Here is a 24,529-nt window from a genome sequence, read left to right on the forward strand (position 1 = left end):
TCAGCGCTCACCTTCCGCGGCAGCTTCCACGGCTTCGGTCGGCTCGACCGAAACCTCGTCGTCGTCGAACAGCGGCCGGATGCCCCGGACCGCCATGATCTCGTCGTTGCCGGTGCCCGCGGCGACCATCGGCCACACCTGGGCATCCTTCCCGACCACGAAGTCGATCACGACGGGGCGGTCGTTGATCTCCATCGCGCGGCGGATGGTGGCGTCGACGTCTTCCTTGGTCTCGCAGCGCAGGCCGGCACAGCCCAGCGCCTCGGCCAGCAGCACGAAGTCCGGGATGCGGTGCTTGTGCGTGCCGAGGTCGGTGTTGGAGTACCGCTCCGAGTAGAAGAGGTTCTGCCACTGCCGGACCATGCCCAGGTTGCCGTTGTTGATGACGGCGACCTTGATCGGCGCGCCCTCGATGGCGCAGGTGGCGAGCTCCTGGTTGGTCATCTGGAAGCAGCCGTCGCCGTCGATCGCCCAGACCTGCGTGCCCGGGACGCCGAACTGCGCGCCCATCGCGGCGGGCACCGCGTACCCCATGGTGCCGAGGCCGCCGGAGTTGATCCAGGTGCGCGGGTTCTCGTACTTGACGAACTGCGCGGCCCACATCTGGTGCTGGCCGACGCCGGCGGCGTACACCGCGTCCGGCCCGACGATCTGGCCGATCCGCTCGATGACGTACTGCGGCGACAGCGAACCGTCGTCGGGCCACTCGTAGCCGGCCGGGTACCCCTTGCGCCAGTCGTCGGCCTGGGTCCACCAGTCGGTGAGGTCCGGCTTGCCGCCGTGCTCGAACTCCGTGGTGACGGCGGTGATCAGCTCGCCGATGATCTCCTTGCAGTCCCCCACGATCGGCACGTCGGCCTTGCGGTTCTTGGAGATCTCGGCCGGGTCGATGTCGGCGTGCACGACCGCGGCGTCCGGCGCGAACGACGACAGCTGGCCGGTGACCCGGTCGTCGAAGCGGGCGCCGAGCGCGATGAGCAGGTCGGCCCGCTGCATCGCGGCGACCGCGGCGACCGAGCCGTGCATGCCCGGCATGCCGAGGTGCTGCGGGTGCGAGTCGGGGAACGCCCCGCGCGCCATCAGCGTGGTGACGACCGGGATGTTCGTCAGCTCGGCGAGCTGCTTCAGCTGCTCGTGCGCCTCGGCCTTGATCACGCCGCCGCCGACGTAGAGCACCGGGCGGCGCGACTTCGCGATCAGCTTCGCGGCTTCGCGGACCTGCTTGCCGTGCGGGCGCAGCGTCGGGCGGTAACCCGGGAGGCGCAGCTCGGTCGGCCAGGAGAACGAGGTCATCTCCTGCAGCACGTCCTTGGGGATGTCCACCAGGACGGGGCCGGGTCGGCCGGTCGCGGCCAGGTGGAACGCCTCGGCGATGGTCCGCGGGATCTCCGCGGGGTCCGTGACGAGGAAGTTGTGCTTGGTGATCGGCATGGTGATGCCGCAGATGTCGGCTTCCTGGAACGCGTCCGTGCCGATCAGCGCCCGGGTCTGCTGGCCGGTGATGGCCACCACCGGGACGGAGTCCATGTTGGCGTCCGCGAGCGGCGTGACCAGGTTGGTCGCGCCGGGGCCGGACGTGGCCATGCACACCCCGACCTTGCCGGTGGCCTGCGCGTAGCCGGTCGCCGCGTGCCCGGCGCCCTGTTCGTGGCGCACCAGGACGTGGCGGACCTTCGTCGAGTCGAGCAGCGGGTCGTAGGCGGGCAGGATGGTGCCGCCCGGGATGCCGAAGACCACCTCGGCGCCGACGGCCTCGAGCGAGCGCACGAGCGACTGGGCGCCGGTGACGCGCACCGGCGTTCCCGCCGGGGGCGCCGGCTTCGGACGAGCTCCGGACGTACCGGGCGTCGGCCCGGGTTTCGCGTCGCTGCGCGACGTGGCACTGGTCATCGGTTCTGCCTCGTGGGTCTCGGTGTCACTCGTTCGGGTCAGTTTGATGCGGTACGGCGAAGAAGCTCTTCTCCTCGGGCAACAAAAAACCCTCGCCGACCGTAAGGTCGCACGAGGGTCGCGCGTCGACGCAGCGGAAGGACTTCCCTAAGCGTCGACGCGCTTGGGAAGTACGAGGCCGGTCAGCGGTGTCACGGCGATGACGCTAGCCGCAACGCCGCGCGGGTGTCAACTCTGCGGGATGGTGTGTCCGGATGCTGGACACCGGGGCGACGCGTGTCACGCCCCGCCGACCCGGGTTCGGGCCGGTCGGGGCGGCGGTGCACCATTTCGGGGTGGCCGAAAAAGCTCAGCAGGACGAGGGCCGGAAAGCCGTCTTCCGCGTCCCCCGCACGTCGTTCATGGCGATCGCGCTCCTGACCGTATGCGTGACGCCGATCGCGCTCGGGGAAATCCCGTACCTGCAGTGGCTCTACATCTTCCCGATCGCGCTCGCGGTCTTCGTGGTCCGCCACCGCACCATCGCCACGCGCGAAGGGCTCGCGATCCGGACGATGTTCGGCAAGCGCGACGTGCCGTGGTCGGCGCTGAAAGGCCTCGCGATCACCAAGAAGTCCCGCGTCCAGGCGGTGCTGAAGGACGACACGAAGGTTCCCCTGCCGACGGTCCGGACCCGGCACCTGCCGGTGCTGTCGCTGGTGAGCGAAGGCCTCGTCGCCGATCCGAGCGGCCTGCTCGAAGAGGAAGACCTCAAGCCCGGCTCGTAGCACCCTCGATGGACGGGCTCCGCCCCGCTGGCCTAAATTGGTAGGACCAGTTTAGGCGGAGTGTTCCCGCCGACCATCCGACCTGGGAGTTCGCCGTGCCGCCTCTCCGTTCCCGGACCACCACCCACGGCCGCAACGCGGCGGGCGCGCGCTCGCTCTGGCGCGCCACCGGCATGACCGACAGCGACTTCGGCAAGCCGATCGTGGCGATCGCCAACTCCTACACGCAGTTCGTGCCCGGCCACGTGCACCTCAAGGACCTCGGCGAGATCGTCGCCGGCGCGGTCAAGGAAGCCGGCGGCGTCGCGCGCGAGTTCCACACCATCGCCGTCGACGACGGCATCGCCATGGGCCACTCCGGCATGCTCTACTCGCTGCCCTCGCGCGAGATCATCGCCGACTCGGTGGAGTACATGGTCAACGCGCACCAGGCCGACGCGCTGGTGTGCATCTCCAACTGCGACAAGATCACGCCGGGCATGCTCAACGCGGCGATGCGCCTCAACATCCCGGTGGTGTTCGTCTCCGGCGGGCCGATGGAGGCGGGCAAGGCGGTCGTCGTCGGCGGCGTCGCCCAGGCCCCGACCGACCTGATCACCGCGATCGCCGCGTCGGCCAGCCCCGACGTCGACGAGGACGGCCTCTCGATCGTCGAGCGCTCGGCGTGCCCGACCTGCGGTTCGTGCTCGGGCATGTTCACCGCGAACTCCATGAACTGCCTCACCGAGGCGCTGGGGCTTTCCCTGCCGGGCAACGGCTCGACGCTGGCGACGCACGCCGCGCGCCGCGCGCTGTTCGAGGAGGCCGGCCGCACGGTCGTCGAGCTGTGCAAGCGCTGGTACGAAAACGACGACGACTCGGTGCTGCCGCGCTCGATCGCGTCGAAGGCGGCGTTCGAGAACGCGATGGCCCTCGACATGGCGATGGGCGGCTCGACGAACACGGTGCTGCACATCCTCGCCGCCGCGCAGGAGGGCGAGGTCGACTTCACGATCGCCGACATCGACGCGATCGGCCGCCGCGTGCCGTGCCTGTCGAAGGTGGCGCCGAACTCGGACTACCACATGGAAGACGTCCACCGCGCCGGCGGCATCCCGGCGATCCTCGGCGAGCTGTACCGCGGCGGCCTGCTGAACACCGACGTGTGGTCGGTGCACTCCAAGGACCTGGAATCCTGGCTCGCCACCTGGGACATCCGCGCGTCTTCGCCGTCTCCGGTCGCGCTCGAACTGTTCCACGCGGCCCCGGGCGGCGTCCGCACGACCGAGGCGTTCTCGACGTCGAACCGCTGGTCGTCGCTGGACACGGACGCGGCCGGCGGCTGCATCCGCGACGTCGAGCACGCGTACACGAAGGACGGCGGCCTGGCCATCCTGCGCGGCAACCTGGCGGAGAACGGCGCGGTCATCAAGGCGGCGGGCATCGACGAGGACCTGTGGCACTTCGAAGGCCCGGCGCGGGTCCTGGAGAGCCAGGAGGAAGCGGTCTCGGCGATCCTCAAGAAGGAGATCCAGCCGGGCGAAGTCCTGGTGATCCGCTACGAGGGCCCGGCGGGCGGCCCGGGCATGCAGGAGATGCTGCACCCGACGGCCTTCCTCAAGGGTTCGGGCCTCGGCAAGAAGTGCGCCCTGATCACGGACGGCCGCTTTTCCGGCGGCTCCTCGGGCATCTCGGTCGGCCACATCTCCCCGGAGGCAGCGGCCGGCGGCCTGATCGGCCTGGTGGAGAACGGCGACCGCATCCTCCTGGACATCCACGAGCGCCGGCTGGAGCTGCTGGTGGACGCGGAAATCCTGGCGGAGCGCCGCGCGAAGATGGAGGCGTCCGAGCGCCCCTGGCAGCCGAAGGACCGCCAGCGCCCGGTGACGGCGGCGTTGCGCGCGTACGCCCGGATGGCGACGTCGGCGGACACCGGCGCGGTCCGCGACGTGAACAAGTAGCCCGCTCGACGCGAAAAGGGCCGCCCCGGTCAGCCGGGGCGGCCCTTTTCGCGTTGTCGACCCCTGGCCCGTGAGGGGGACCCCCGGTTTCAACGTTACCGGCGAGCACCGACAATTCCGGGCCCGGTGGTTGCCGCGGCCCCGAGTTGTCCCCAGCCCGGCCGGCACGACCGAGTTGTCCCCAAGGGCCCCGCGCGCCCGCCGAGCCGATCTCAGGCCCGTCTCTCGCTGCCCGAGCCGCCGCCGAGTCTCCCCAGCTGCCCGCCCCGCCGAGTCCCAAGCCCACGGCCGAGTCACACCTGCACGCCCCGCGGCGCCCCGTCGCAGCCCGTCGAGTCGCCGCGTCGCAGACCAGCCCGACGCGCCCCAGCCGCCTCAGCGCGTCAGGACGATGACCACCACGGCCGCCGCCGCGGCCAGCAGCAGCGACACCAGCCCCAGCGGCAGCGGCCGCTTCCGCCACGGCGTGTTCCGCTCCAGCGAAATCGGCCCGGCCCCGGTGAACAGCAGACTCAGCGCGGAAGCCCCCAGCAGCAGCTCGAACTCGAACCCCTGCCCCTGCTGCTCGAAGAACCCGCCGTGGAACTTCGCATACACGGCGTTCGCCGCCACCCCGAGCAGCGCGGCCGCCGCGAGCGGCGTGAACAGCCCGACGACCACCAGCACCCCGCCGCCGAGCTCGGCGATCCCCGTGATCCACGACAGCAGCGTCGTCTGCTTGTGGTAGCCGAACGTCTCCAGCACCCGCGCGAACCCGCCGATGCCCGGCCCGCCGAACAGGCCGAACAGGTGCTGCAGACCGTGCGCGCCCATGGTCACGCCGAGCGCGAGCCGCAGGATCAGCAGGCCGAACCCGAGGCCGCCCTGGCGCGGGGTGTCGTCACCCCCGTCGTCCTCGACGCCGGACAGGAGGCTGGTGGGCTGCTGCGAAAAATCGTCTCCACTGCTCACGCGCGAAGGGTAGGGGATCCACCCGGGCCTGGCGAGCCGCCGCGCTCAGTACTCGCCGTGCACGAGGTTGTCCGGCAGCTCGCCGCCGGCGTACCGGGCGATCTCCGCCGCCGCGACGGCGTACGACCGGCCCCGCACCCCGCGCACGGCCCCGCCGATGTGCGGCGTCAGCAGCAGCCCCGGCACCGTCCACAGCGGGTGCCCGGACGGCGGCGGCTCGGGATCGGTAACGTCGAGCGCGGCGCGCAGCCGTCCCGCGGTCAGTTCGGCGACCAGGGCGCCGGTGTCCACGACCGGGCCGCGCGAGACGTTGACCAGCACGGCGCCGTCGCGCATCTCGGCCAGGAACTCCGCGTCGACCATCCCGCGGGTGCGCGAGGTCAGCGGCACCATCAGCACCACGACGTCGTGCAGCCCGAGCAGCGACGGCAGCTCGCGCACGCCGTGCACGCCCTCCCGCGCGGTCATCCCGACCATGGTGCACCGCGCGTCGAACGGCTCGAGCCGGCGCCGCAGGTGCTGCCCCAGGTCACCGGCGCCGATGACGAGCACGCGCTTGCCCTGCAGCGTGTCGGCCGTCTGCCGCTCCCACCGGCCTTCGCGCTGCCCCGCCGCGAAGACGTCCAGCCCCCGGTACATCGACAGCAGCACCGCGACGACCCACTCGGCGGTGCTCCCGCCGTGCGCGCCGCGGCAGGTGGAGAGCAGGACGCCGTCGGGCACCTTGCCCACCCAGTCCTCGGCGCCGGCGGACAGCAGCTGGATCAGCTTGAGGTTCGGCAGCGTGCGCCAGAGCTCTTCGCCGGGCGGGTGCTTGCCGGGGATGAGGACCTCGGCCTTCGCGGCCTCCGGGGGCACGGGCTCGCCCCACTGGTAGCGCACGGGCAGGACCCGCGGGACCTCGGCGAGCACGGACATGCCCTCGTCGTCGGGAACCAGCACGGTCAGTGTCATGATCTCCAACGTAATCCAGAAGGTCTCACCCATGGTTCACGCGGCGGCCCCTAGGCTGGGGGATCATGCGCACTCGGTACCGGTCGGCCCTGCTGGCGATCCTGGCCTGCGGTGTCCTGCTGCCCGCCGGCTGCGCGCGGTTCGACGACACCGCGGCCGGTCAGTCGTTCAGCCCCGCCCCCGTCCCGAGCCCCGAATCGCCGCCCCAGGTCCAGGGCCCCGGCGCGGATTCGGGCGATGGCGGCAAGCAGGCGCGTCCCGGCCAGTCGGCCACGCCGGTGCCGCCGCCCCAGGGCTGCAAGGACTTCGACCCGTCGGTGATCTCGACCTGCCTGGACACCGTCGCCGCGGTGGCCGGCCTGCCGGGCGACGGGTCGGCGCCGAGCGCGCTCGCGGGCGAGCGCAAGAGCGGCCGCGTGCTGCTGGCGACGGCGGGCAAGGACGCGGCGGACTTCGCGAAGCTAGACGTCCAAGCGGCCGGGGACGGCGGCCTGACCGGGCTCGCGCTCTCGCCGTCGTACGTCGAAGACCAGCTGGTGTTCGCTTATGTGACAACGGCGACGGACAACCGCGTGGTGCGCTTCGCGAAGGGCCAGGCCGCGAAGCCGGTGCTCACCGGCATCCCGAAGGGCGCGTCCGGCAACCGCGGCACGATCGCGACCGACAACCGCGGCGCGCTGCTGGTCGCGACGGGTGACGCGGGCAGCCCGAACGCCGCCGCCGACCCGAACTCGCTGGCCGGCAAGGTGCTGCGCATCGACACGTCCGGCAAGGCCGCGGCGGGCAACCCGAACGGTTCCCTGACCGTGGCCGCCGGCCTCCACGCCCCCGGCGGCCTGTGCGCTTCGGCCGACGGCAGCCGCGTCTGGGTCACCGACCGGCTCGCCGACAAGGACGCCCTCTACCGCCTGCAGGCCGGCCAGCCGCTGACGACGCCGGCGTGGACGTGGCCGGACAAGCCGGGCGTCGCGGGCTGCGCCGACTTCGTCGACGCCAACGGCTCGGTCTCGGTCGGCACGTCGCTGGCCGGGAACCTGCAGAACCTGCCGGTCACCCCGGAGGGCGCGGTCAGTGGCAAGCCGACGGTCAGCCTCGACGGCAAGACGGGCAAGCCGCCGGTGACGTACGGGCGCCTCGCCGGGATGAGCATGATCAACCCGCAGCTCGCGGTGGCCGGCACGGTCAACAAGGACGGCGGCGCGCCGGTGTCGAGCGACGACCGCGTCGTCCTGATCACCCCGGCGACCTCCGGCGGCGGCAACGGCAAGGACTGACCGGACACCCACCCGTCGGCGGCTCAGCTCAGCGGCTTCAGCTCCACTCGCCGCCCTTCCGCCGACGACGTCAGCCCAGCTTCGGCGAGCTGCAGCCCCCGGGCCGCCGAGAAGAAGTCGTAGCGGTGTTGCCGCCCGGCGACCACGTCCCGGACGAACTCCTCCCACTGCGCCTTGAAGCCGTTGTCGAACTCGGCGTTGTCCGGCACCTCCTGCCACAGCTCGCGGAACGGCTCGGTCGCGGGCAGGTCGGGGTTCCACACCGGCTTCGGCGTCGCGGACCGGTGCTGGACCCGGCAGCGCCGCAGCCCGGCGACGGCGCTGCCCTCGGTGCCGTCGACCTGGAACTCGACGAGCTCGTCGCGGAACACCCGCGTCGACCACGACGAGTTGATCTGCGCGACGACCCCGGATTCCAGCTCGAAGATCCCGTACGCGGCGTCGTCGGCCGTAGCCGCATAGGCGTCACCCTGCTCGTCCCACCTGCGCGGAATGTGCGTTGTCGCTTTCGCGGTCACGGCCTCGACGCGGCCGAAGAGGTTCTCGAGGACGTAGTTCCAGTGGCAGAACATGTCGAGCACGATCCCGCCGCCGTCCTCGGCGCGGTAGTTCCAGCTCGGGCGCTGCGCCTCCTGCCAGTCGCCCTCGAAGACCCAGTAGCCGAACTCGCCCCGCACCGACAGGACCCGCCCGAAGAACCCGCCGTCGATCAGCCGGCGCAGCTTCCGCAGCCCGGGCAGGAACAGCTTGTCGTGGACGACGCCGTGGCAGATCCCGGCGTCCCGCGCGAGCCCGGCCAGCTCCAGCGCCGATGTCAGTTTTTCGGCAAGGGGCTTCTCGGCGTAGACGTGCTTGCCCGCGGCGATGGCCGCCCGCACCGACGGCTCCCGCGCCGACGTCAGCTGCGCGTCGAAGTAGATGCCGACGTCCCCCAGCGCGGAGTCCGGGTCGGTGGTCCACGCGGTCAGCCCGTGCCGCCCGGCGAGGTCCTTGAGCTTCCCGGCGTTGCGCCCGGCGAGGATCGGCTCGAGCTGCACGCGGCTGCCGTCCGGCAGGGCCACGCCACCCTGGTCGCGGATCGCCAGTACCGACCGGAGCAGATGCTGCCGGTAGCCCATCCGGCCGGTGACCCCGTTGAGCAGCACTCCGATACTGGGCTGGTTCATCACTGCCGGCCTTCCTGGTCGATGTCGTATTCCGCGCGACGGCCGCACATGCCGTAGCCGTCCGGGTTCGAAGGTGCCGCGACCCGGACCCCAGACTGCTCGAGGTGGCTCCCGTCGCCGCCGGCGAGCGCCGCGAGGTGCGCCCCGGTCAGCTCGGCGGCCCGCAACGCCCCGGCCCGCCACCGCGGAACCCAGTCGCCGATTTTCGGCGAAACGAGCGCGACGGCCGCCCGGTGGAACTCCCGCAGCGGCCCTGGGTCGCCGTCCCGCAGCGCCTCCCGCAGCGGCAGGTAGCCACGAATCGCCAGGTCACGGCGTCGGCGAGCGGCGTGGTCGGTTTTCGGCAACGCCGCGGCCTCGGCGTAGGCGGCCGGGTCGGCGAGCACGTCGGGCGGAAACGTGAACACCGCGTCCCCCGCTTCGGGCAGTCCGCTGTTCTGCATCAGCACCGTGACGCGCAGCCCGTCTTCCTGGACCATCCGGTGCACGGTCCCCGGCGCGAACCACGCGATCACGCCGGCTTCCAGCGGCGTCTCGTCGTAGCCGCCGACGCTCAACGTCTGGACCGCCCCGCGGCCGCCGGTGACGACGTACGCCTCGGTGCAGGCGAGGTGCAGGTGCGGGCTGCCGCCGCACACCCCATCCTCCGCCGCCCAGTCGTAGGCGCGCAGGTGCGAGACCCCGATTCCACCTGGAAGTGGGAACGCGTTCATGACCACCCGTGCCGATCGAGGTAGCCGGTCACCCGATCGCGGTCCCACGCCCCATCGGCGACGACGATCCGGTAGCGGTAGGTGAAGCTCTCCCCCGGCTCCAGTGTGAATTCGTCGAAAAACGCCCACGAGAAAGCGACCATGGGTGTCTCCCGCGAGCGGACGAACCAGTGGGACTCGTGGATCGCCTGGTCGTTTTCCGGCGAATGCGCGAAGACCAGCGTGGAGTGCGCGTCGACGTCGTCGTGCTCGCCGACGAACGCCAGCCACGGCGCCTGCGCGCCCATCATGTCTTCGCCGCCGAGCCCGCCGGGCCCGAGGACGCGCCCGCCGCTGAAGTCGCGCGGCCCCCGCCAATGCAGCCCGGTGTACCCGGCCAGCTCGCGACCGGCGGTCGTCGGGCTGCCGAACTCGAGCGGGGTGTCCCGGACGTTGGTCAGCTCGATCCCCCAGTCCAGCGCCCAGGCCCCTTCGTCCGGCTCGACCGAGTGGACGACGAGGTCGCGCCGCTCCCGCGCCCACTCCGCACCGCCGTTGGCGACCCAGGTGAGCCGTTCGGTGAAGCCGAGCCGGTCGGGGTCGACGCTGAAGGCGGCGAAGTCGTCGTGCCGCATCGAGCCGATGCGGTCGGGCAGGTCCCGGTACCAATCGCCGGGAACGTAGGTGTGACCGCCCCAGAAGTTCTGCCCGGACAGGTGGCTGGACGTCATCTGCAGCCCCTTGTGCCACCGGTGGTCGGCTGGTCGGTACCCGCTGACGCGGCGGCCGCCGAGGGTCCGCAGCGGGTGGGTGTAGGGCTTGCGGGACTCGAAGGCCACCGGGTCGGGCTTGTACACATAGGACATCAGCTGGACGCCGCCGGCCTCGACGCTCACGCGCTCCCCGTGCCGGTGCGTGACGGTGATCGCCGCGCTCACGCCGGCGCTCCGGCCATGGACCGGTGGAAGGCGTCACCGGGACCGATCTCCCCGCGGCGCACCCCGAGCCCGGTGGCCGCGGACTTGTACAACGCGGCGACGAACTCCAGCACCCGCCGCCCGTCTTCCCCGCTGCACGGCGGCCGCCGCCCGGCCCGGTGGGCGGCGAGGACAGGAGCGAACGCGGCGGCGTGCGAGCTGACCACGTCGTCCGACGGCACTGACCAGCGCTTCGTCGTTTTTTCGGCAACGTGCGGCGCCGGCGTGTAGCGCCAGTCCTTGGCGCCGTGGCCGTAGAGGTGGGTGAGCTCGACGGTGGCGTTTTCGCAGTCGACCCGGATCCGGCTCACTTCGTCCGGCGACAGGACGCTGTTGACGACGGTCGCGAGCGCCCCCGACTCGAACCGCACGAGCGCGGTGGAGACGTCCTCGGTCTCGACGTCGTGCACCAGCCGCGCGGTCATCGCGCGCACCTCGGCCCAGTCGCCGAGCAGGTGGAGCAGGAGGTTCATCTGGTGGATGCCGTGCCCCATGGCCGGTCCGCCACCCTCGGTCTCCCAGCGCCCGCGCCACGGAACCGCGTAGTAGGTGGCATCGCGGTACCAGGTGGTCTGGCAGTGCGCGACGAGCGGGCGCCCCAGTTCCCCGTCCGCGAGCAGGCTCCGGAAGTGCGCGGGACCGGACCCGAACCGTTGCTGGAAAACGAACGAAACGTAGGGCCCGCCGTCCCGCTCGGCGGCGGCCATCTCGTCGTACTCGGCGAGCGACCGGCACGGCGGCTTCTCGCACCAGACCCAAGCCCCGCTCTCCAGCGCTTTCGTGGTCTGCTCGACGTGCAGCCCCGGCGGCGTGCAGATCGAGACGAGATCGGGTTCCTGCTCGGCGAGCAAGGTATCGAGATCGCCGTACGGCTTGGCATTCCCGGCCGCGGCACAAAACGCGACAGCCCGGGCTTCATCGACGTCGGCGGCGGCCACGATGTCGACGTCGTCGCGGTGTGCCTGGAAGGCAGTCCGGTGACTGGCCGCGATACCGCCGGCCCCGACAACGGCGACCCGTAAGCGCTTTCCGTGAGTCAACCCAGGTCTCCCTCCTCGGTGACACGCCTCCCAGCGGCCGTCCCCGCAGCCGGACCACTGCTGCCGACCGTTCCAGAAAGCGCTTTCTCACGCAACGCACCAGCCGGATGTCAACGTTGTCAGCAATGGTGGTCAACCGGAACGGACGACAGCCTCAACGGCCCCCGCGGCCTCGCGACTTCAACGCCACCAAGGCTTCACGCCCTCAGCACCGACGCCCGGCCGACTTCACGAAGGTCCGACGCCGCCAGCCACCGGTCTCCGACTCGGAGCCCCGGCGCCATCAGCTTCTATCCCCCAGCGCCGCCGCGTCGAACGGCAGCACTCCCGCCGAGCGCCGCCGGATTCCGGCAGCCGTCGATCAGCGGGTCTTGCTCCTGGGCCCCCGCTTCCGCGGCTGCCGGCTCTCGGCGCGGACCGCGCGGATGTCCAGAAAAGCGGCAACACCCGAAACGACCGCGGCGAACAGCCCGAGGAACCGCCCGAAGCCCGCACCGATGGCGATCCCGGCGGCGTCGAAGATGCCGCGCTGGTCGGCGTCGAACTCCCAGTCGAGCGTGAACCAGCCGAGCACCATCAGCAGCAGCGACGCCGCGGCCACCACCAGCCACAGGTGCGGCAGGCCGCTGACTCGCACTTTCCGGATTCGCCCGAAAACGACCACGACCAATCCGGCCAGCACCAGCGGCAGCGGCGGGCACCAGGCGAAGAAGCTCGATTGCCACGCGTTTCGGATGACGTCACTGTGCGGCAAGGACGAGAGGATGACCTCGATGTCCGGCTTGTTGGTGCTCAGCGTGGTCCACGGCAGGAACGTCGACCCCAGCGCGAGCAGCCCGGCCGCCAGGCCAAGCCACTCGCGCCAGGTGACGCTTTTGACGGAAAACGGCGATGTCATGAAACCGGTCAGGAGCCGACGCGCTCGATGATCAGTTCCCGGACCCGCTTGGCGTCGGCCTGCCCCTTGGTCGCCTTCATGACCGCACCGACGATCGCGCCGGCCGCGGCGACCTTGCCGCCGCGGATCTTCTCGGCGACGTCCGGCTGCGCCGTCAAGGCCTCGTCGATCGCCGCGAGCAGAGCCGAGTCGTCCGAGACGACCTTCAGCCCGCGCTTCTCGACGACCTCACGCGGCTCGCCCTCACCGGCGAGCACGCCCTGGACGACCTCCTTGGCGAGCTTGTTCGTCAGTTCACCGGACGAAACCAGCCCGATGACCTCCGCCAGCTGCTTCGGCGTGATCGGTAGGTCGGCCAGCTCGACCTCGCGGGAGTTCGCCTCCTGCGCGAGCGTGTTGACCCACCAGCCGCGCGCCTCGTCCGGCGACGCACCGGCTTCGACGGTGGCCGCGACGAGGTCGACCGCACCGACGTTCAGCAGGTCACGCAGGGCCTCGTCGGAAAGTGACCACTCCTGCTGGATCCGCTTCCGCCGCTCCGACGGCATCTCCGGCAGCGTGCCGCGCAGCTGTTCGACCCACTCGCGCGACGGCGCGATCGGGACCAGGTCGGGCTCCGGGAAGTACCGGTAGTCCTCCGCGGTCTCCTTCGTCCGGCCCGACGACGTCGTGCCGTCGGCCTCCTGGAAGTGCCGCGTCTCCTGCTTGATCGAACCGCCCTCGGCGAGGATGGCCGCCTGCCGCGTCATCTCGTAGCGAACGGCCCGTTCGACGCTCCGCAGCGAGTTGACGTTCTTCGTCTCGGTACGGGTACCGAACTCGGTCGCGTCCTTCGCCATCAGCGAAACGTTCGCGTCGCACCGCAGCGAGCCCTGGTCCATGCGGACGTCCGACACGTCGAGCGCGCGAAGCAGGTCACGCAGCGCGCTCACGTACGCCCGCGCGACCTCGGGAGCCCGCTCGCCGGTGCCCTCGATCGGCTTGGTGACGATTTCGATCAGCGGAACGCCGGCCCGGTTGTAGTCGAGCAGCGAGTGCTCGGCACCGTGGATCCGGCCGGTGGCGCCACCGACGTGCAGCGACTTGCCGGTGTCCTCCTCCATGTGCGCGCGCTCGATCTCCACGCGCACGACCTCACCGTCGTCGAGCGTGACGTCGAGGTAGCCGTTGAAGGCGATCGGCTCGTCGTACTGCGACGTCTGGAAGTTCTTCGGCATGTCCGGGTAGAAGTAGTTCTTCCGGGCGAACCGGCACCACTCGGCGATCTCGCAGTTCAGCGCGAGACCGATCCGGATCGCGCCCTCGACGGCCTTGCCGTTGACGACCGGCAGCGCGCCGGGCAGGCCCAGGCAGGTCGGGCACACCTTCGTGTTCGGCTCCCCGCCGAACTCGTTGGCGCAGCCGCAGAACATCTTGGTGTTCGTGCTGAGCTCGACGTGCACCTCGAGCCCGAGCACGGGGTCGAACCGCTCGATGACGTCGGCGTAGTCCATCAACTCGGCCACGGCAGTCACTTCGTTCCTCCCAGCTCCGGGACCTTGTGGATGAGCGCCCCGCCGGCGGCGGCGTCGCGAGCGGCCTCGTAGGCGGCGCCGACCCGGTAGAGCCGGTCGTCGGCGAGCGCCGGGGCCATGATCTGCAGGCCGACCGGCAGCCCGTCCTCGTCGGACAGCCCGCTCGGCACGCTCATGGCGGCGTTGCCGGCGAGGTTCGACGGGATCGTGCACAGGTCCGCGAGGTACATCGCCATCGGGTCGTCCACGCGCTCGCCGATCTTGAATGCCGTGGTCGGCGTCGTGGGCGAAACGAGGACATCGACCTTTTCGAAGGCGGCCGCGAAGTCGCGCGTGATCAGCGTGCGCACCTTCTGCGCCGAGCCGTAGTACGCGTCGTAGTAGCCGGACGACAACGCGTAGGTCCCGAGCATGATGCGCCGCTTGACCTCGGCTCCGAAGCCCTTTTCCCGCGTGAGCGACATGACCTCTTCGGCGCTGTGCGTGCCGTCGTCGGCGACGCGCAGGCCGTAGCGCATGGCGTCGAACCGGGCGAGGTTCGACGAGCACTCGCTCGGCGCGATCAGGTAGTAAGCGGGCAGCGCGTAGACGAAGTTCGGACAAGAGACCTCGACGACCTCGGCACCCAGCGCGCGCAGCTGCTCGACCGCGGCCTGGAACGACCGCTCCACGCCCGGCTGGTAGCCCTCGCCGCCGAACTCCTTCACGACGCCGACCTTGACGCCCTTGAGGTCGCCCGTCATGCCCTGCCGGGCGGCGGCGACCACCGGCGGCACCGGCGCGTCGATGGAGGTGGAGTCCAGCGGGTCGTGCCCGGCGATGACCTCGTGCAGCAGGGCCGCGTCGAGCACCGTCCGCGCGCACGGCCCGGCCTGGTCGAGCGACGACGAAAACGCGACGAGCCCGTAGCGCGATACCCCGCCGTAGGTCGGCTTGACCCCGACGGTGCCGGTCACGGACCCCGGCTGCCGGATCGAGCCACCGGTGTCGGTGCCGATCGCGATGGCCGCCTCGAAGGCCGCGATCGACGCCGACGAACCACCACCCGACCCGCCCGGGATGCGGGCGTGGTCCCACGGGTTGTGCGTCGGGCCGTAGGCCGAGTTCTCCGTCGACGACCCCATGGCGAACTCGTCCATGTTGGTCTTGCCGAGGATGACGACGCCGGCCTCGCGCAGCTTGCGCGTCACGGTCGCGTCGTACGGCGGGATCCAGCCTTCGAGCGTTTTCGAACCACAGGTCGTCGGGATGCCCTCGGTGGTCAGGACGTCCTTGAGCGCGAGCGGCACCCCGGCCAGCGCCGACGCGGGCGCCTTCCCCTCGGCGATGCCCTCGTCGACGGCCTTGGCCGAGGCCAGCGCGCCCTCGGTGTCGACGTGCAGGAACGCGTGGATGTGGTCGTCGACCTCGGCGATCCGGTCCAGGTGGGCCTGCGCGACCTCGACCGCGGACACCTCACGCGTGTGGATCTTCTCCGCCAGCTCCGCGGCGGTCAGCTTGATGAGCTCGGTCACTGCTCTTCCCCCAGAATCCGCGGCACCCGGAAACGCCCGTCCTCGGCGGCCGGCGCACCGGCCAGCGCCTGCTGCTGCGTGAGCCCGGGAACGACGACGTCCTGCCGGAAGACGTTCGTCAGCGGCACGGCGTGCGACGTCGGCGGCACGTCGTCGGCGGCGACCTCGCTCACCTTGGCCACCGAGTCCAGGATCTGGTCGAGCTGGCCGGCGAAGACGTCGAGCTCGTCGTCGGTCACGGCCAGCCTGGCCAGCTTCGCGAGGTGCGCGACCTCGTCTCGGGAAATGTTGGGCACGCGGGTGACTCCCGGGTTGTGCTGTGCGGGTTGTCTCGGAAGCTGCAAGTCTATGGTGACGGCGCGGGCGGACTCGACTGGGTTACGCCCGGCGCAAGCCGGGTGCCGTCCGGCGACGCTCGCATCCCGCCCGCCGGACAGCAGGTCCCGCGAGCCGGGCGCGTCTGTCACAATCGGCGACCGGCATTCAGCGTCCCACGGCAAGGCTGGGACGCCAGAGGTGAGAGGGGCGCGTGGTGTCGTTCCTGATCCGGGTCCTCCTTCCGGACAGCCCGGGGACCCTCGGCGCGGTCGCCACGGCGCTCGGCACAGTAGGCGCCGACATCTTGAGCGTGGACGTCGTCGAACGCGGCACCGGAGTGGCCGTGGACGACCTGGTCGTCGAACTCCCGTCGGGCCGGCTGCCCGACGCGCTGATCACGGCGGCGGAAAGCGTCGAAGGCGTCGAAGTGGACGCGGTCCGGCCCTACGCGGGTGTCCTGGACACCCATCGCGAGCTCGAGCTGGTCGAAGAGATCGCCGCGCAGCCGAAGTCGGGCCTCGACATCCTGGCCGAGGGCGTGCCCCGCATCGTCCGCGCCGGCTGGGCGATGGTCGTCGAGCACGCCGAAACCGGCGCGGTCCGGCTGGCGTCGTCGAGTGCCGCCCCGGAGACGCCCATCACCGACCTGCCCTGGCTGCCGCTGGAGCGCGCGACGGTCCTCGACGGCGAAGAGGCTTGGATCCCGGAGACGTGGAAGGAGCTCGGCACCGAGCTGGCCGCCACGCCGCTCGGCAAGCCGGGCAAGGCACTGCTGGTCGCCCGCCCGGGCGGGCCCGCCTTCCGAGCCGCCGAAGTCGCCCGGCTCGCCCACCTCGCGGGCATCGTCGCGGTCGTCCTCGACGGCTGACCCGGAGCGGATCGATCAGGGGACGAGCCCGCGCAGGCTCGTCCCTTTTTCGACCTACCCCAGGTCAGACGTCGATTTGGTAGGCGATCAGGCTGATGTGCGGGAACGGCCGCCAGTCCCGCTCGGGCAGACGCGCGAACCCGAGCCGCTCGTAGAGCCGGTGCGCGCTGCGCATGCCTTCGAGGCTGCTCAGCACGACCTTGGGAACGCCCAGCGTCCGGGCGCGGTCGAGCACCGCCTTCGTCAGCGCCTCACCAATGCCCCGGCCCCGAGCCGACGGCGCCACCGCCAGCATCCGGAACTCCAGTTCGCCGGGACGCGAAATCTCGGCGAAGCCAGACCCCGGGAGCACCACGGTCACGGTCCCGAGCACCTCCCCCGCCCCATCGACGGCGACGAGGACCTCGGCCTGCTCGGCCCGCCGCGCGACGTCACGCAGCACGGCGTCGTACCCGACATCCCCGGCCAGGTGACCATCGACGTCGTAAGCCCGGACCGTCACCTCCCCCGCCGCGGCGTACTCCTCGGGCCGCGGCGGCCGGATCTCGACATCACTCATCCGTCTCCCCGGACTCGCCTTCGGAGGTCTCGTCCCCGGTCGGCAGCGCCACCTCCTGAGCCGCCTCGGGCCCCCGTTCCAGGAGGACGCGGAAGCCGCCTTCGTCGAGCACCGGAACCTTGAGCTGCACGGCCTTGTCGTATTTCGAACCAGGCGAATCCCCGACGACGACGAACGCCGTCCTCTTCGAAACCGACCCGGCGGCCTTGCCACCGCGAGCCATGATGACTTCCTTCGCCTCGTCGCGGGAGAAGCCGTCGAGCGAGCCCGTCACCACGATCGAAAGCCCTTCGAGGTTGCGCGGGATCGACTCGTCGCGCTCCTCTTCCATCCGGACGCCGGCGCGTCGCCATTTTTCGACGATCTCGCGGTGCCAGCCGACCTCGAACCATTCCTGCGTCGCATGAGCGATGGTCGGGCCCACGCCATCGACGTCGGCCAGCTCCTCCTCGGTGGCCTGCTCGATGCGCTCGATCGACCCGAACTCGCGAGCCAGCGCCTGCGCGGCGGTCGGCCCGACGTGCCGGATCGACAGTGCGACCAGCACTTTCCACAGCGGCCGGTCCTTCGCCGCGTCGAGGTTCGCGATCAGCTTTCGCGCGTTCGCCGACAACTCGCCGGCCTTCGTGCGGAACAACTCGACCTCGGCGAGGCTCTCCTCGTTCAAATCGAAGACATCGCCCTCGTCGGCGACCACCCGGGCGTCGAGCAGCGCGACCGCCGCCTCGTACCCGAGAACCTCGATGTCGAAGGCACCGCGCCCGGCCAGGTGGAAGAGTCGCTCGCGCAGCTGCGCGGGACAGAACCGCGTGTTCGGGCAGCGGATGTCCTTGTCGCCTTCCTTCTGGTAGGCGAGCTCGGTGCCGCATTCCGGGCAGTGGGTGGGCATGACGAACTCGCGCTCGTCGCCCGTGCGTGCGTCCACCACCGGCCCGAGCACCTCGGGGATGACGTCGCCGGCCTTCCGGATGACGATCCGGTCGCCGATCAGCACGCCCTTGCGCTTGACCTCTTCGGCGTTGTGGAGCGTGGCCCGCGCCACGGTCGACCCGGCGACCTTGACCGGCTCGGTGACCGCGAACGGCGTCACCCGCCCGGTCCGCCCGACGCCGACCTGGATGTCCAGCAGCGTGGTGATGGCCTCTTCCGGCGGGTACTTGTACGCGATCGCCCACCGCGGCGCGCGCGACGTCGTGCCCAGCCGTCGCTGCAGCGCCACTTGGTCGACCTTGATGACGACGCCGTCGATCTCGTGTTCCGCGTCGTGCCGGTGCTCGCCCCAGTAGACGATGTGGTCGGTGAGCTCCTCGGCCGTGGACAGGACTTTGCTGTGCGGCGACACCGGCAGACCCCACGCCGCCAGCGCGTCGTACGCCTCCGACTGGCGCTGCGGCTCGAAGCCCTCGCGCTTGCCGAGCCCGTGGCAAATCAGCCGCAGCCGCCGCTCACGGGTGATCTTGGGGTCCTTCTGCCGCAGCGAGCCGGCCGCGGTGTTGCGCGGGTTCGCGTACGGCGGCTTCCCCGCTTCGACCATCTTCGCGTTCAGCTCGAGGAAGTCCTCGACGCGGAAGTAGACCTCGCCGCGCACCTCCACCAGGGCGGGCACCGGGAACTGATCGGTGCCGGTCAACGTCTCCGGGACCTGGTCGAGCGTGCGGACGTTGAGCGTGACGTCCTCGCCGGTCCGGCCGTCACCCCGGGTGAGCGCGCGGGTGAGGTGGCCGTTTTCGTACAACAGGTTGATCGCCAGGCCGTCGATCTTCAGCTCGGCGAGGAACTCGGTGCGCCCGACCTCCTTCTCGACGCGTTCCACCCAGGCGAGGAACTCGTCCCGGTCGAACACGTTGTCCAGGCTGAGCATCCGCTCGAGGTGGTCGTACGCGGTGAATTCGGTCGAGAACGTGCCGCCGACCCGCTGGCTCGGCGAATCGGGCGTGACCAGCGCGGGGTGCGCTTCCTCGAGCTGCTGGAGCTCGCCCAGGAGCTCGTCGAACTGCCCGTCGGAGATGATCGGCGAGTCCAGGACGTAGTAGCGGAACTGGTGGTTCCGCAGCTCCTCGGCGAGGGCGCTGTGCCGCTCACGCACGTCGGCCGGGACGTCGGTGACGTCCTCGGCGGTCGCCGGAGCGTCGACCGCCGCGATCTGGTCCTGGGGGAGTTCGGTGCTGCTCACGGGTGGTAACCCTAGCCGGGGGTACCGACAATTTCGCCCGGGCCGCCGGCCAGCCCGCGGACCAGTTCACGGAACTCCAGAAGGGTGATCGCACCGGCCGGTTCGACCTCCGCGGTCTCGACGCGCCGTAGTCGTTCGGCGGCGAGCCGTTCACCCAGTGTGGCGTCGAGGGGCAGGAACGTCATGGTCCGCCGGGTGACGTCGTCGAGGTCGCCGAACCCCGGGTGGTAGACGGCGACGTCGACCACGCGCTCGTCGGCGTCCACCTGCGCGACGACCCGGACGTCGGCCAGCGCGATCCGGCGCTCCCCGAGGTTCACCGTGACCTCCGTCGGATCGGGCACGGGCGGGACCGAGTCGTGGTACTCCCAGATCGCGTCGTCCGGCGGCGCGGCGGCCCGCCACGCGTCGGTGAACGGCCGCACCTCCGGATCCTCCTGACCGGTCACGACCAGGGCGTAGATCGCCTGGCGACCGCGTTCGAGCGAGAAGTGCAGCCGCGGGTGCAGCGCCTCGACCAGCTGGCAGAGCTCGTGCTCCACCCGGTGCGGTTCACCCTCGCCGAGAGCGGCGCTGACCAGCGGGAGCAGCTCGAACCATCCCTGCCAGAACACCTCCGCGGCGGCCGCCGGGTCGTCCGGCACGTGCTGTTCGGGCCAGGCGGTGCGAGGGTCGGGTGGGTCGGCGACGGCGTTCTTGCGGCGAAACAGGCGCATGGTTGCGGACGGTCCTCGTTCGGTCGGCTACCCGACACGCTACTGGCCGAGCGGAGCCGACGTCCGCGAGTCGCCGGATTCCGTCACCAGCCTTCCGGCGGCTCCACGAAGGCTTTGCCCAGATCACGCGTCAGGGAGAGCGCCCGGCGCATCCAGTCCGGCGTCGCACCGGCGAGGCCGCAGGCGGGTGTCGGCACGGCACGTTCCGCGAGGACGCTGCGGTTGAAGCCGAGCCGGTCGGCCAGCCGGAACGCGGGCTCGCCGACCTCCTTGAGACTCAGCGGGGACGCTGGCGCCGTGGTGGGGACTGCTCCCAGGAACAGGGTCGCTCCGCCGTCCCACACCTCACCGATCTCGTCCAGGAAAGCGGCGGACGCACCGTCGAGCGCGGCGAGGTCGAAGGCCAGCGCGTCCGCACCGGCTTCGCGCAACAGGCCGAGCGGCGGCTTCCCGGCGCAGCAATGCAGGATCACCGGCCGCCCGGTGATCCGCCGGGCGCCTTCGATCACGGTGGCGAGCAGGTCACGCGCCTCGGGCTCCGGCACCGCCGGGACGTTCCCGTAGCCGGACGGCGTCGACAGGCCACCGCTGAGCACCGTGGGCAACGACGGCTCGTCGAACTGGACGACCACCGGCGCCCCGGTCCTGGCCTGCACCTCCGCGACGTGGCCCGCGAGCCCATCGAGCAGGGACGACGTGAAATCCCGCAGGGCGCCGCGATCGGTGAGCACCCGGTGGCCCCTGGGCAGCTCGATGCCGGCGCCGAGCGTCCACGGCCCGGCGAGCTGGACCTTGAAGACCGGCGGGATGGCCCCGGCCTTCTCGCGCGCCTCCTGGAGGGCGTCGAGATCCCAGCGGAGCAGGTCGACCGCCCGGCGGTGGTCGTGACCAGGCCGGGTCACGACGCGATAGCCGCTCGGGACGACGTCGACGGCCAAGTCGACCAGCAGCGCGGCGGTCCGGCCGAGCATGTCCGCCCCGACACCGCGAGCCGGCAACTCGGGTAGATGGGGGAAGTCGGGTAGCTCGCCGAACACGACCGCTGCCGCTTCCGCGGGGTCGGTGCCCGGCATCGAACCGATCGCCGTCGCGGCACCGATGGGCCAAAGTCGCTCAGTCACGACCACCGATTCTGGTCGACCACCCGCCGACGGCGCCGACCGGGCTGCCCCGGCGGCCGGCGCCGATGCGGACATTCACCGCATTTCCGTTTACCGACGCCACGAGCTGGTCCGCACGGATAAGCTGACCGGCCATGACGAGTTCGCCACCGCAGCCGGGCTGGTATCCCGACGCGCGGGACCCCCGTCTGCACCGATGGTGGGACGGCCAGGCCTGGACCGCCAACACCCGGCCCGCCCACCAGGCACCACCACCGAGCGACTCGACGCCGATCGAGCTGGACATCGAACGCGGCCACGACCCCGCTCGGATCCAGGACCAGGTCACCCGTGCGACGCGCGGCCGCAGCGCGGCGCGCAACGGCGGCGGAACCCTGTTCACCGAGCCGGTGCTGGTGGTCAACCAGCGCGCCAAACTGATCGAGATGGCCAACGAGTTCGGCGTTTTCGACCAGAACGGCAACCGCCTCGGCGGCGTGGTGGAGGTCGGCCAGAGCACGCTGAAGAAGGCGATCCGGCTCCTGACCAAGTACGACCAGTTCCTGACCCACAAGTTCGAGGTCCGCGACGCCAACCACAGCACCGTGCTGAAGGTGACCCGGCCGGCGAAGGTGTTCAAGTCACGATTCCTGGTCACCCGGGCCGACGAGAGCCCGATCGGCGAGATCGTGCAAGAAAACGTCTTCGGGAAGATCCGATTCGGCTTCGTCGTGGACGGCCGTTCGGTCGGCGGGATCTTCGCCGAAAACTGGCGAGCCTGGAACTTCTCGATCCGCGACCACGCCGGGACGGAGGTCGCCCGGGTGACGAAGACGTGGGGCGGGTTCATCAAGGCCGCTTTCACGACGGCTGACAACTACGTCGTGGAGATCCCCCACCCCCTGCCGGATCCGCTCGCCAGCATGGTCGTCGCCGCGGCGCTCACGATCGACACCGCGCTGAAGCAGGACACCGACTGATCGAGTGACCGGCGTCTCATCTTCTCCAGGTGGACAGCGGGCCCGGCACGGCTCAATGTGAAGAAGGGCCGGGACGCCGCAGTCTCGCCGGGACGGAGGTCACCGTGGAACCGTTGCCGGAAAACAGCGACAGGAGCTGGACAGAGCCCGGGATCTACGAGGTCTCGGCCGGTGTCTATCGAATCCCGTTGCCGCTGCCGAACGACGGTCTGCGCGCGGTCAACGTCTACGCGGTCACCGATGGCGAAAAGCTCGTCCTGGTCGATTCGGGCTGGGCGCTGAGCGTGGCCCGCCAACAGCTCGCCGATGCCCTGGGTGGCATTGGCGCGGAACTCGCTGACGTGAGCGAATTCCTGGTCACCCACGTGCACCGGGACCACTATTCGCAGGCTGTCGTCCTCCGCCGCGAATTCGGCTCGAAGATCGCCCTCGGCCAGGACGAGGAACCCTCGCTGAAGGCGTCTGGCAATCCCGACCGGTTGCCGATGGAGGCCCAGGTCGATCTCCTGTTCCAGGCCGGCGCCGGCGAAGTCGTCGAGGCGCTCGCTCGGGAATTCGGCACGAACCGGCGCCACACGGAGGCCGATCTCTGGGAGGCGCCCGACGAATGGCTGACACCAGGCCGGCGGCCGATCCTGCCCGGCCGCGAGTTCGACGTCGTCGCCACCCCCGGACACACGGCCGGGCACGTGGTCTTCGTCGACGACACCGCCGAACTGTTGTTCTCCGGTGACCACGTGCTGCCGCACATCACGCCCTCGATCGGCTTTCAGCCCGTTCCCGCCGAGTTGCCGCTCAACGACTTCATCGGCTCCCTCCGCCTGGTGCGCGCGATGCCGGACCGCCGCATGCTTCCCGCGCACGGCCCCGTGTCCGACAGCGTGCACACACGAGTCGACGAACTGCTGGAACATCACCGGCAGCGCCTCGAAACGATGGGCTCCCAGATCGCAGCCGGAGCAACCACGGCCAACGAAGCCGCACACCGGGTCGGCTGGACCCGCCGGAACCGCAAGCTGTCCGAAATGGACTCGTTCAACCAGATGCTCGCGGTGCTGGAAACCGCTGCCCACCTCGACCTGCTGGCGTCGCAAGGAAAACTGACCACGCACATCGTCGACGGCGTTCGGCACTACACAGTAGCTTGATGATCGCCTGGGCAGCACCGGGAGTAGCCGCCCCGTAACACTGACAGCCAACCACCGGGCATCCTGCATACTGGGTGAAATGGATGTCATCAGACGCGCCCGCACTACGGACGTCAAGGCGCTTGAGCGCCTGTTCGGCGCGCCCGATGAGCCGTTGGCAGCGACACTCCGTGAGCTCATGAACACCCCCCATGTCTCGCTGGTCGTGGCCGAGGACCACAACGGTGTCGTCGGGACCGCACAACTGACAGTGCTCCGAGGACTCTCGTGGAACGGCGCGACCCGCGGCCTGCTCGAAGGCATCCGCGCCACCCGACGAGGCGTGACGAGCGCGCTCCTGACCTGGGGCATCGACGAAGCTCGCCGGCGAGGGTGCGCTCGTGTCCACCTGGATTCCGGCCTCACCCGCGGCGATCTGCGGGAGTTCTACGCACGCTTCGGTTTCGAGCACAGCTATCAAGGCTTCACCCGCGCGCTGTGATACTGGCGCCGTGACCGAATACGTGATCCGCAGGGCACGACGCGAGGACATCGATGCGATCGTGCGCATGCTGGCGGACGACCAGCTGGGCGCCACCCGAGACGCCCCTGACGACCTCGACCCCTATCTGCGCGCTTTCGACGAAATCGTCAAGGATTCCAACCAGTTGCTGGTCGTCGTCGCGTTCGACGACGAACCGGTCGGCACCCTGCAACTGACCATCATTCCCGGCCTCGCCCGGCGAGGCGCGCTTCGCGGTCAGGTCGAGGCCGTACGGGTCCACGCGGACCACCGCGGCGCCGGACTCGGCGCCGACCTCATGCACTGGGCGATCGCCGAGTCACGGCGGCGCGGGTGCGCACTCGTGCAGCTGACGTCCGACACCTCCAGGACGGACGCGCACCGCTTCTACGAGCGCCTCGGTTTCACCCCGAGCCACACGGGATTCAAGCTCAAGCTCTGAGCTGTACCAACCACACCGCTGACCGATCTCCATTCTGTCCACTTCGGACACCAAGTCACTCAAGTCACCTCCTGCACGTCCGGACACGAACGTCCGCGCACGCGAACCATTCCCAATGAATTGCGCTTCGTCAAGCCACGAAGGGC

At 70.6% G+C, this 24,529-nt stretch carries 23 protein-coding genes; 8 read left to right on the forward strand and 15 right to left on the reverse strand.

The features are described from left to right. The gene (locus tag H4696_RS24930) at positions 1–1,890 is read right to left on the reverse strand and encodes an acetolactate synthase large subunit (RefSeq protein WP_169734883.1); all 1,890 of its coding nucleotides are present in this window, start codon (positions 1,888–1,890) and stop codon (positions 1–3) included. Between the two features lie 335 nt (positions 1,891–2,225). On the opposite strand from H4696_RS24930, the gene H4696_RS24935 reads away from it, so the two are divergent. Together H4696_RS24935 and ilvD are read left to right on the forward strand one after the other, a co-directional pair. After that, on the forward strand, positions 2,226–2,657 hold the full coding sequence (locus H4696_RS24935; RefSeq protein WP_249026889.1) for a PH domain-containing protein: 432 nt from the start codon (positions 2,226–2,228) through the stop codon (positions 2,655–2,657). Between the two features lie 95 nt (positions 2,658–2,752). Next, positions 2,753–4,597: a dihydroxy-acid dehydratase gene (gene ilvD, locus H4696_RS24940; RefSeq protein WP_086857524.1), complete on the forward strand. Its 1,845-nt coding sequence runs from the start codon at positions 2,753–2,755 to the stop codon at positions 4,595–4,597. Positions 4,598–4,972: 375 nt separating this feature from the next. Here the strand turns inward: ilvD and H4696_RS24945 are convergent, their stop codons facing one another. Both H4696_RS24945 and H4696_RS24950 read right to left on the reverse strand, forming a co-directional pair. Next, the gene (locus H4696_RS24945) at positions 4,973–5,548 is read right to left on the reverse strand and encodes a DoxX family membrane protein (protein ID WP_086857523.1); all 576 of its coding nucleotides are present in this window, start codon (positions 5,546–5,548) and stop codon (positions 4,973–4,975) included. 45 nt (positions 5,549–5,593) lie between these two features. Then, entirely contained in the window at positions 5,594–6,502 is a 909-nt protein-coding gene (locus tag H4696_RS24950) for a 2-hydroxyacid dehydrogenase (RefSeq protein WP_169734882.1), read from the reverse strand. 65 nt (positions 6,503–6,567) lie between these two features. Here H4696_RS24950 and H4696_RS24955 point away from each other — a divergent pair, with 65 nt between their 5' ends. Continuing rightward, the gene (locus H4696_RS24955) at positions 6,568–7,776 is read left to right on the forward strand and encodes a PQQ-dependent sugar dehydrogenase (RefSeq protein WP_086857521.1); all 1,209 of its coding nucleotides are present in this window, start codon (positions 6,568–6,570) and stop codon (positions 7,774–7,776) included. Between the two features lie 23 nt (positions 7,777–7,799). Here the strand turns inward: H4696_RS24955 and H4696_RS24960 are convergent, their stop codons facing one another. The 8 genes from H4696_RS24960 to gatC form a co-directional block, all read right to left on the reverse strand. Next, positions 7,800–8,942 carry a Gfo/Idh/MocA family protein gene (locus H4696_RS24960; protein ID WP_086857520.1) on the reverse strand — a complete coding sequence of 381 codons (1,143 nt, stop codon included), beginning with the start codon at positions 8,940–8,942 and terminating at the stop codon, positions 7,800–7,802. After that, positions 8,942–9,655, reverse strand: a complete 714-nt coding sequence (locus H4696_RS24965) for a cupin domain-containing protein (protein ID WP_086857536.1) — start codon at positions 9,653–9,655, stop codon at positions 8,942–8,944. The genes H4696_RS24960 and H4696_RS24965 overlap by 1 nt, the downstream gene beginning before the upstream one ends. Next, the gene (locus H4696_RS24970; RefSeq protein WP_086857519.1) at positions 9,652–10,572 is read right to left on the reverse strand and encodes a DUF6807 domain-containing protein; all 921 of its coding nucleotides are present in this window, start codon (positions 10,570–10,572) and stop codon (positions 9,652–9,654) included. The genes H4696_RS24965 and H4696_RS24970 overlap by 4 nt, the downstream gene beginning before the upstream one ends. Beyond that, positions 10,569–11,651, reverse strand: coding sequence for a Gfo/Idh/MocA family protein (locus tag H4696_RS24975; RefSeq protein WP_086857518.1), 1,083 nt, complete (start codon positions 11,649–11,651; stop codon positions 10,569–10,571). Before H4696_RS24975 ends, H4696_RS24970 begins: the two co-directional genes overlap by 4 nt. A 361-nt stretch (positions 11,652–12,012) precedes the next feature. After that, positions 12,013–12,549 carry a hypothetical protein gene (locus tag H4696_RS24980; protein WP_086857517.1) on the reverse strand — a complete coding sequence of 179 codons (537 nt, stop codon included), beginning with the start codon at positions 12,547–12,549 and terminating at the stop codon, positions 12,013–12,015. 8 nt (positions 12,550–12,557) lie between these two features. Continuing rightward, a complete protein-coding gene (gene gatB / locus H4696_RS24985; RefSeq protein ID WP_086857516.1) occupies positions 12,558–14,063 on the reverse strand; it encodes an Asp-tRNA(Asn)/Glu-tRNA(Gln) amidotransferase subunit GatB in 1,506 nt (501 codons plus the stop codon). Continuing rightward, on the reverse strand, positions 14,060–15,577 hold the full coding sequence (gatA, locus tag H4696_RS24990) for an Asp-tRNA(Asn)/Glu-tRNA(Gln) amidotransferase subunit GatA (RefSeq protein WP_192782519.1): 1,518 nt from the start codon (positions 15,575–15,577) through the stop codon (positions 14,060–14,062). The genes gatB and gatA overlap by 4 nt, the downstream gene beginning before the upstream one ends. Continuing rightward, entirely contained in the window at positions 15,574–15,873 is a 300-nt protein-coding gene (gene gatC / locus H4696_RS24995; RefSeq protein WP_003080804.1) for an Asp-tRNA(Asn)/Glu-tRNA(Gln) amidotransferase subunit GatC, read from the reverse strand. Before gatC ends, gatA begins: the two co-directional genes overlap by 4 nt. A gap of 236 nt (positions 15,874–16,109) precedes the next feature. Here gatC and H4696_RS25000 point away from each other — a divergent pair, with 236 nt between their 5' ends. After that, a complete protein-coding gene (locus H4696_RS25000) occupies positions 16,110–16,763 on the forward strand; it encodes an ACT domain-containing protein (protein WP_169734881.1) in 654 nt (217 codons plus the stop codon). 64 nt (positions 16,764–16,827) lie between these two features. Here the strand turns inward: H4696_RS25000 and H4696_RS25005 are convergent, their stop codons facing one another. From H4696_RS25005 to H4696_RS25020, 4 genes are all read right to left on the reverse strand, one after another. Continuing rightward, positions 16,828–17,322, reverse strand: coding sequence for a GNAT family N-acetyltransferase (locus H4696_RS25005; RefSeq protein ID WP_192782520.1), 495 nt, complete (start codon positions 17,320–17,322; stop codon positions 16,828–16,830). Beyond that, positions 17,315–19,495: an NAD-dependent DNA ligase LigA gene (gene ligA, locus H4696_RS25010; protein WP_086861582.1), complete on the reverse strand. Its 2,181-nt coding sequence runs from the start codon at positions 19,493–19,495 to the stop codon at positions 17,315–17,317. The genes H4696_RS25005 and ligA overlap by 8 nt, the downstream gene beginning before the upstream one ends. Positions 19,496–19,506: 11 nt before the next feature. After that, positions 19,507–20,211 (reverse strand): hypothetical protein, encoded by a 705-nt coding sequence (locus H4696_RS25015; RefSeq protein ID WP_086861583.1) that lies wholly within the window; start codon positions 20,209–20,211, stop codon positions 19,507–19,509. A gap of 83 nt (positions 20,212–20,294) precedes the next feature. Next, on the reverse strand, positions 20,295–21,332 hold the full coding sequence (locus tag H4696_RS25020; RefSeq protein WP_086861612.1) for a uroporphyrinogen decarboxylase/cobalamine-independent methonine synthase family protein: 1,038 nt from the start codon (positions 21,330–21,332) through the stop codon (positions 20,295–20,297). A gap of 134 nt (positions 21,333–21,466) precedes the next feature. On the opposite strand from H4696_RS25020, the gene H4696_RS25025 reads away from it, so the two are divergent. The 4 genes from H4696_RS25025 to H4696_RS25040 all read left to right on the forward strand — a co-directional run bounded on the left by H4696_RS25025 (position 21,467) and on the right by H4696_RS25040 (position 24,383). Continuing rightward, on the forward strand, positions 21,467–22,291 hold the full coding sequence (locus tag H4696_RS25025; protein WP_086861584.1) for an LURP-one-related family protein: 825 nt from the start codon (positions 21,467–21,469) through the stop codon (positions 22,289–22,291). Between the two features lie 104 nt (positions 22,292–22,395). Next, complete coding sequence (locus H4696_RS25030) at positions 22,396–23,439, forward strand: MBL fold metallo-hydrolase (protein WP_086861585.1); 1,044 nt, start codon at positions 22,396–22,398, stop codon at positions 23,437–23,439. Positions 23,440–23,518: 79 nt separating this feature from the next. Then, positions 23,519–23,920 (forward strand): GNAT family N-acetyltransferase, encoded by a 402-nt coding sequence (locus H4696_RS25035; RefSeq protein ID WP_086861586.1) that lies wholly within the window; start codon positions 23,519–23,521, stop codon positions 23,918–23,920. Between the two features lie 10 nt (positions 23,921–23,930). Next, entirely contained in the window at positions 23,931–24,383 is a 453-nt protein-coding gene (locus tag H4696_RS25040) for a GNAT family N-acetyltransferase (RefSeq protein ID WP_086861587.1), read from the forward strand. The last annotated feature ends 146 nt before the right edge of the window (positions 24,384–24,529 follow it).

The sequence above is a fragment of the Amycolatopsis lexingtonensis genome (genome assembly GCF_014873755.1).
GTDB lineage: Bacteria > Actinomycetota > Actinomycetes > Mycobacteriales > Pseudonocardiaceae > Amycolatopsis > Amycolatopsis lexingtonensis.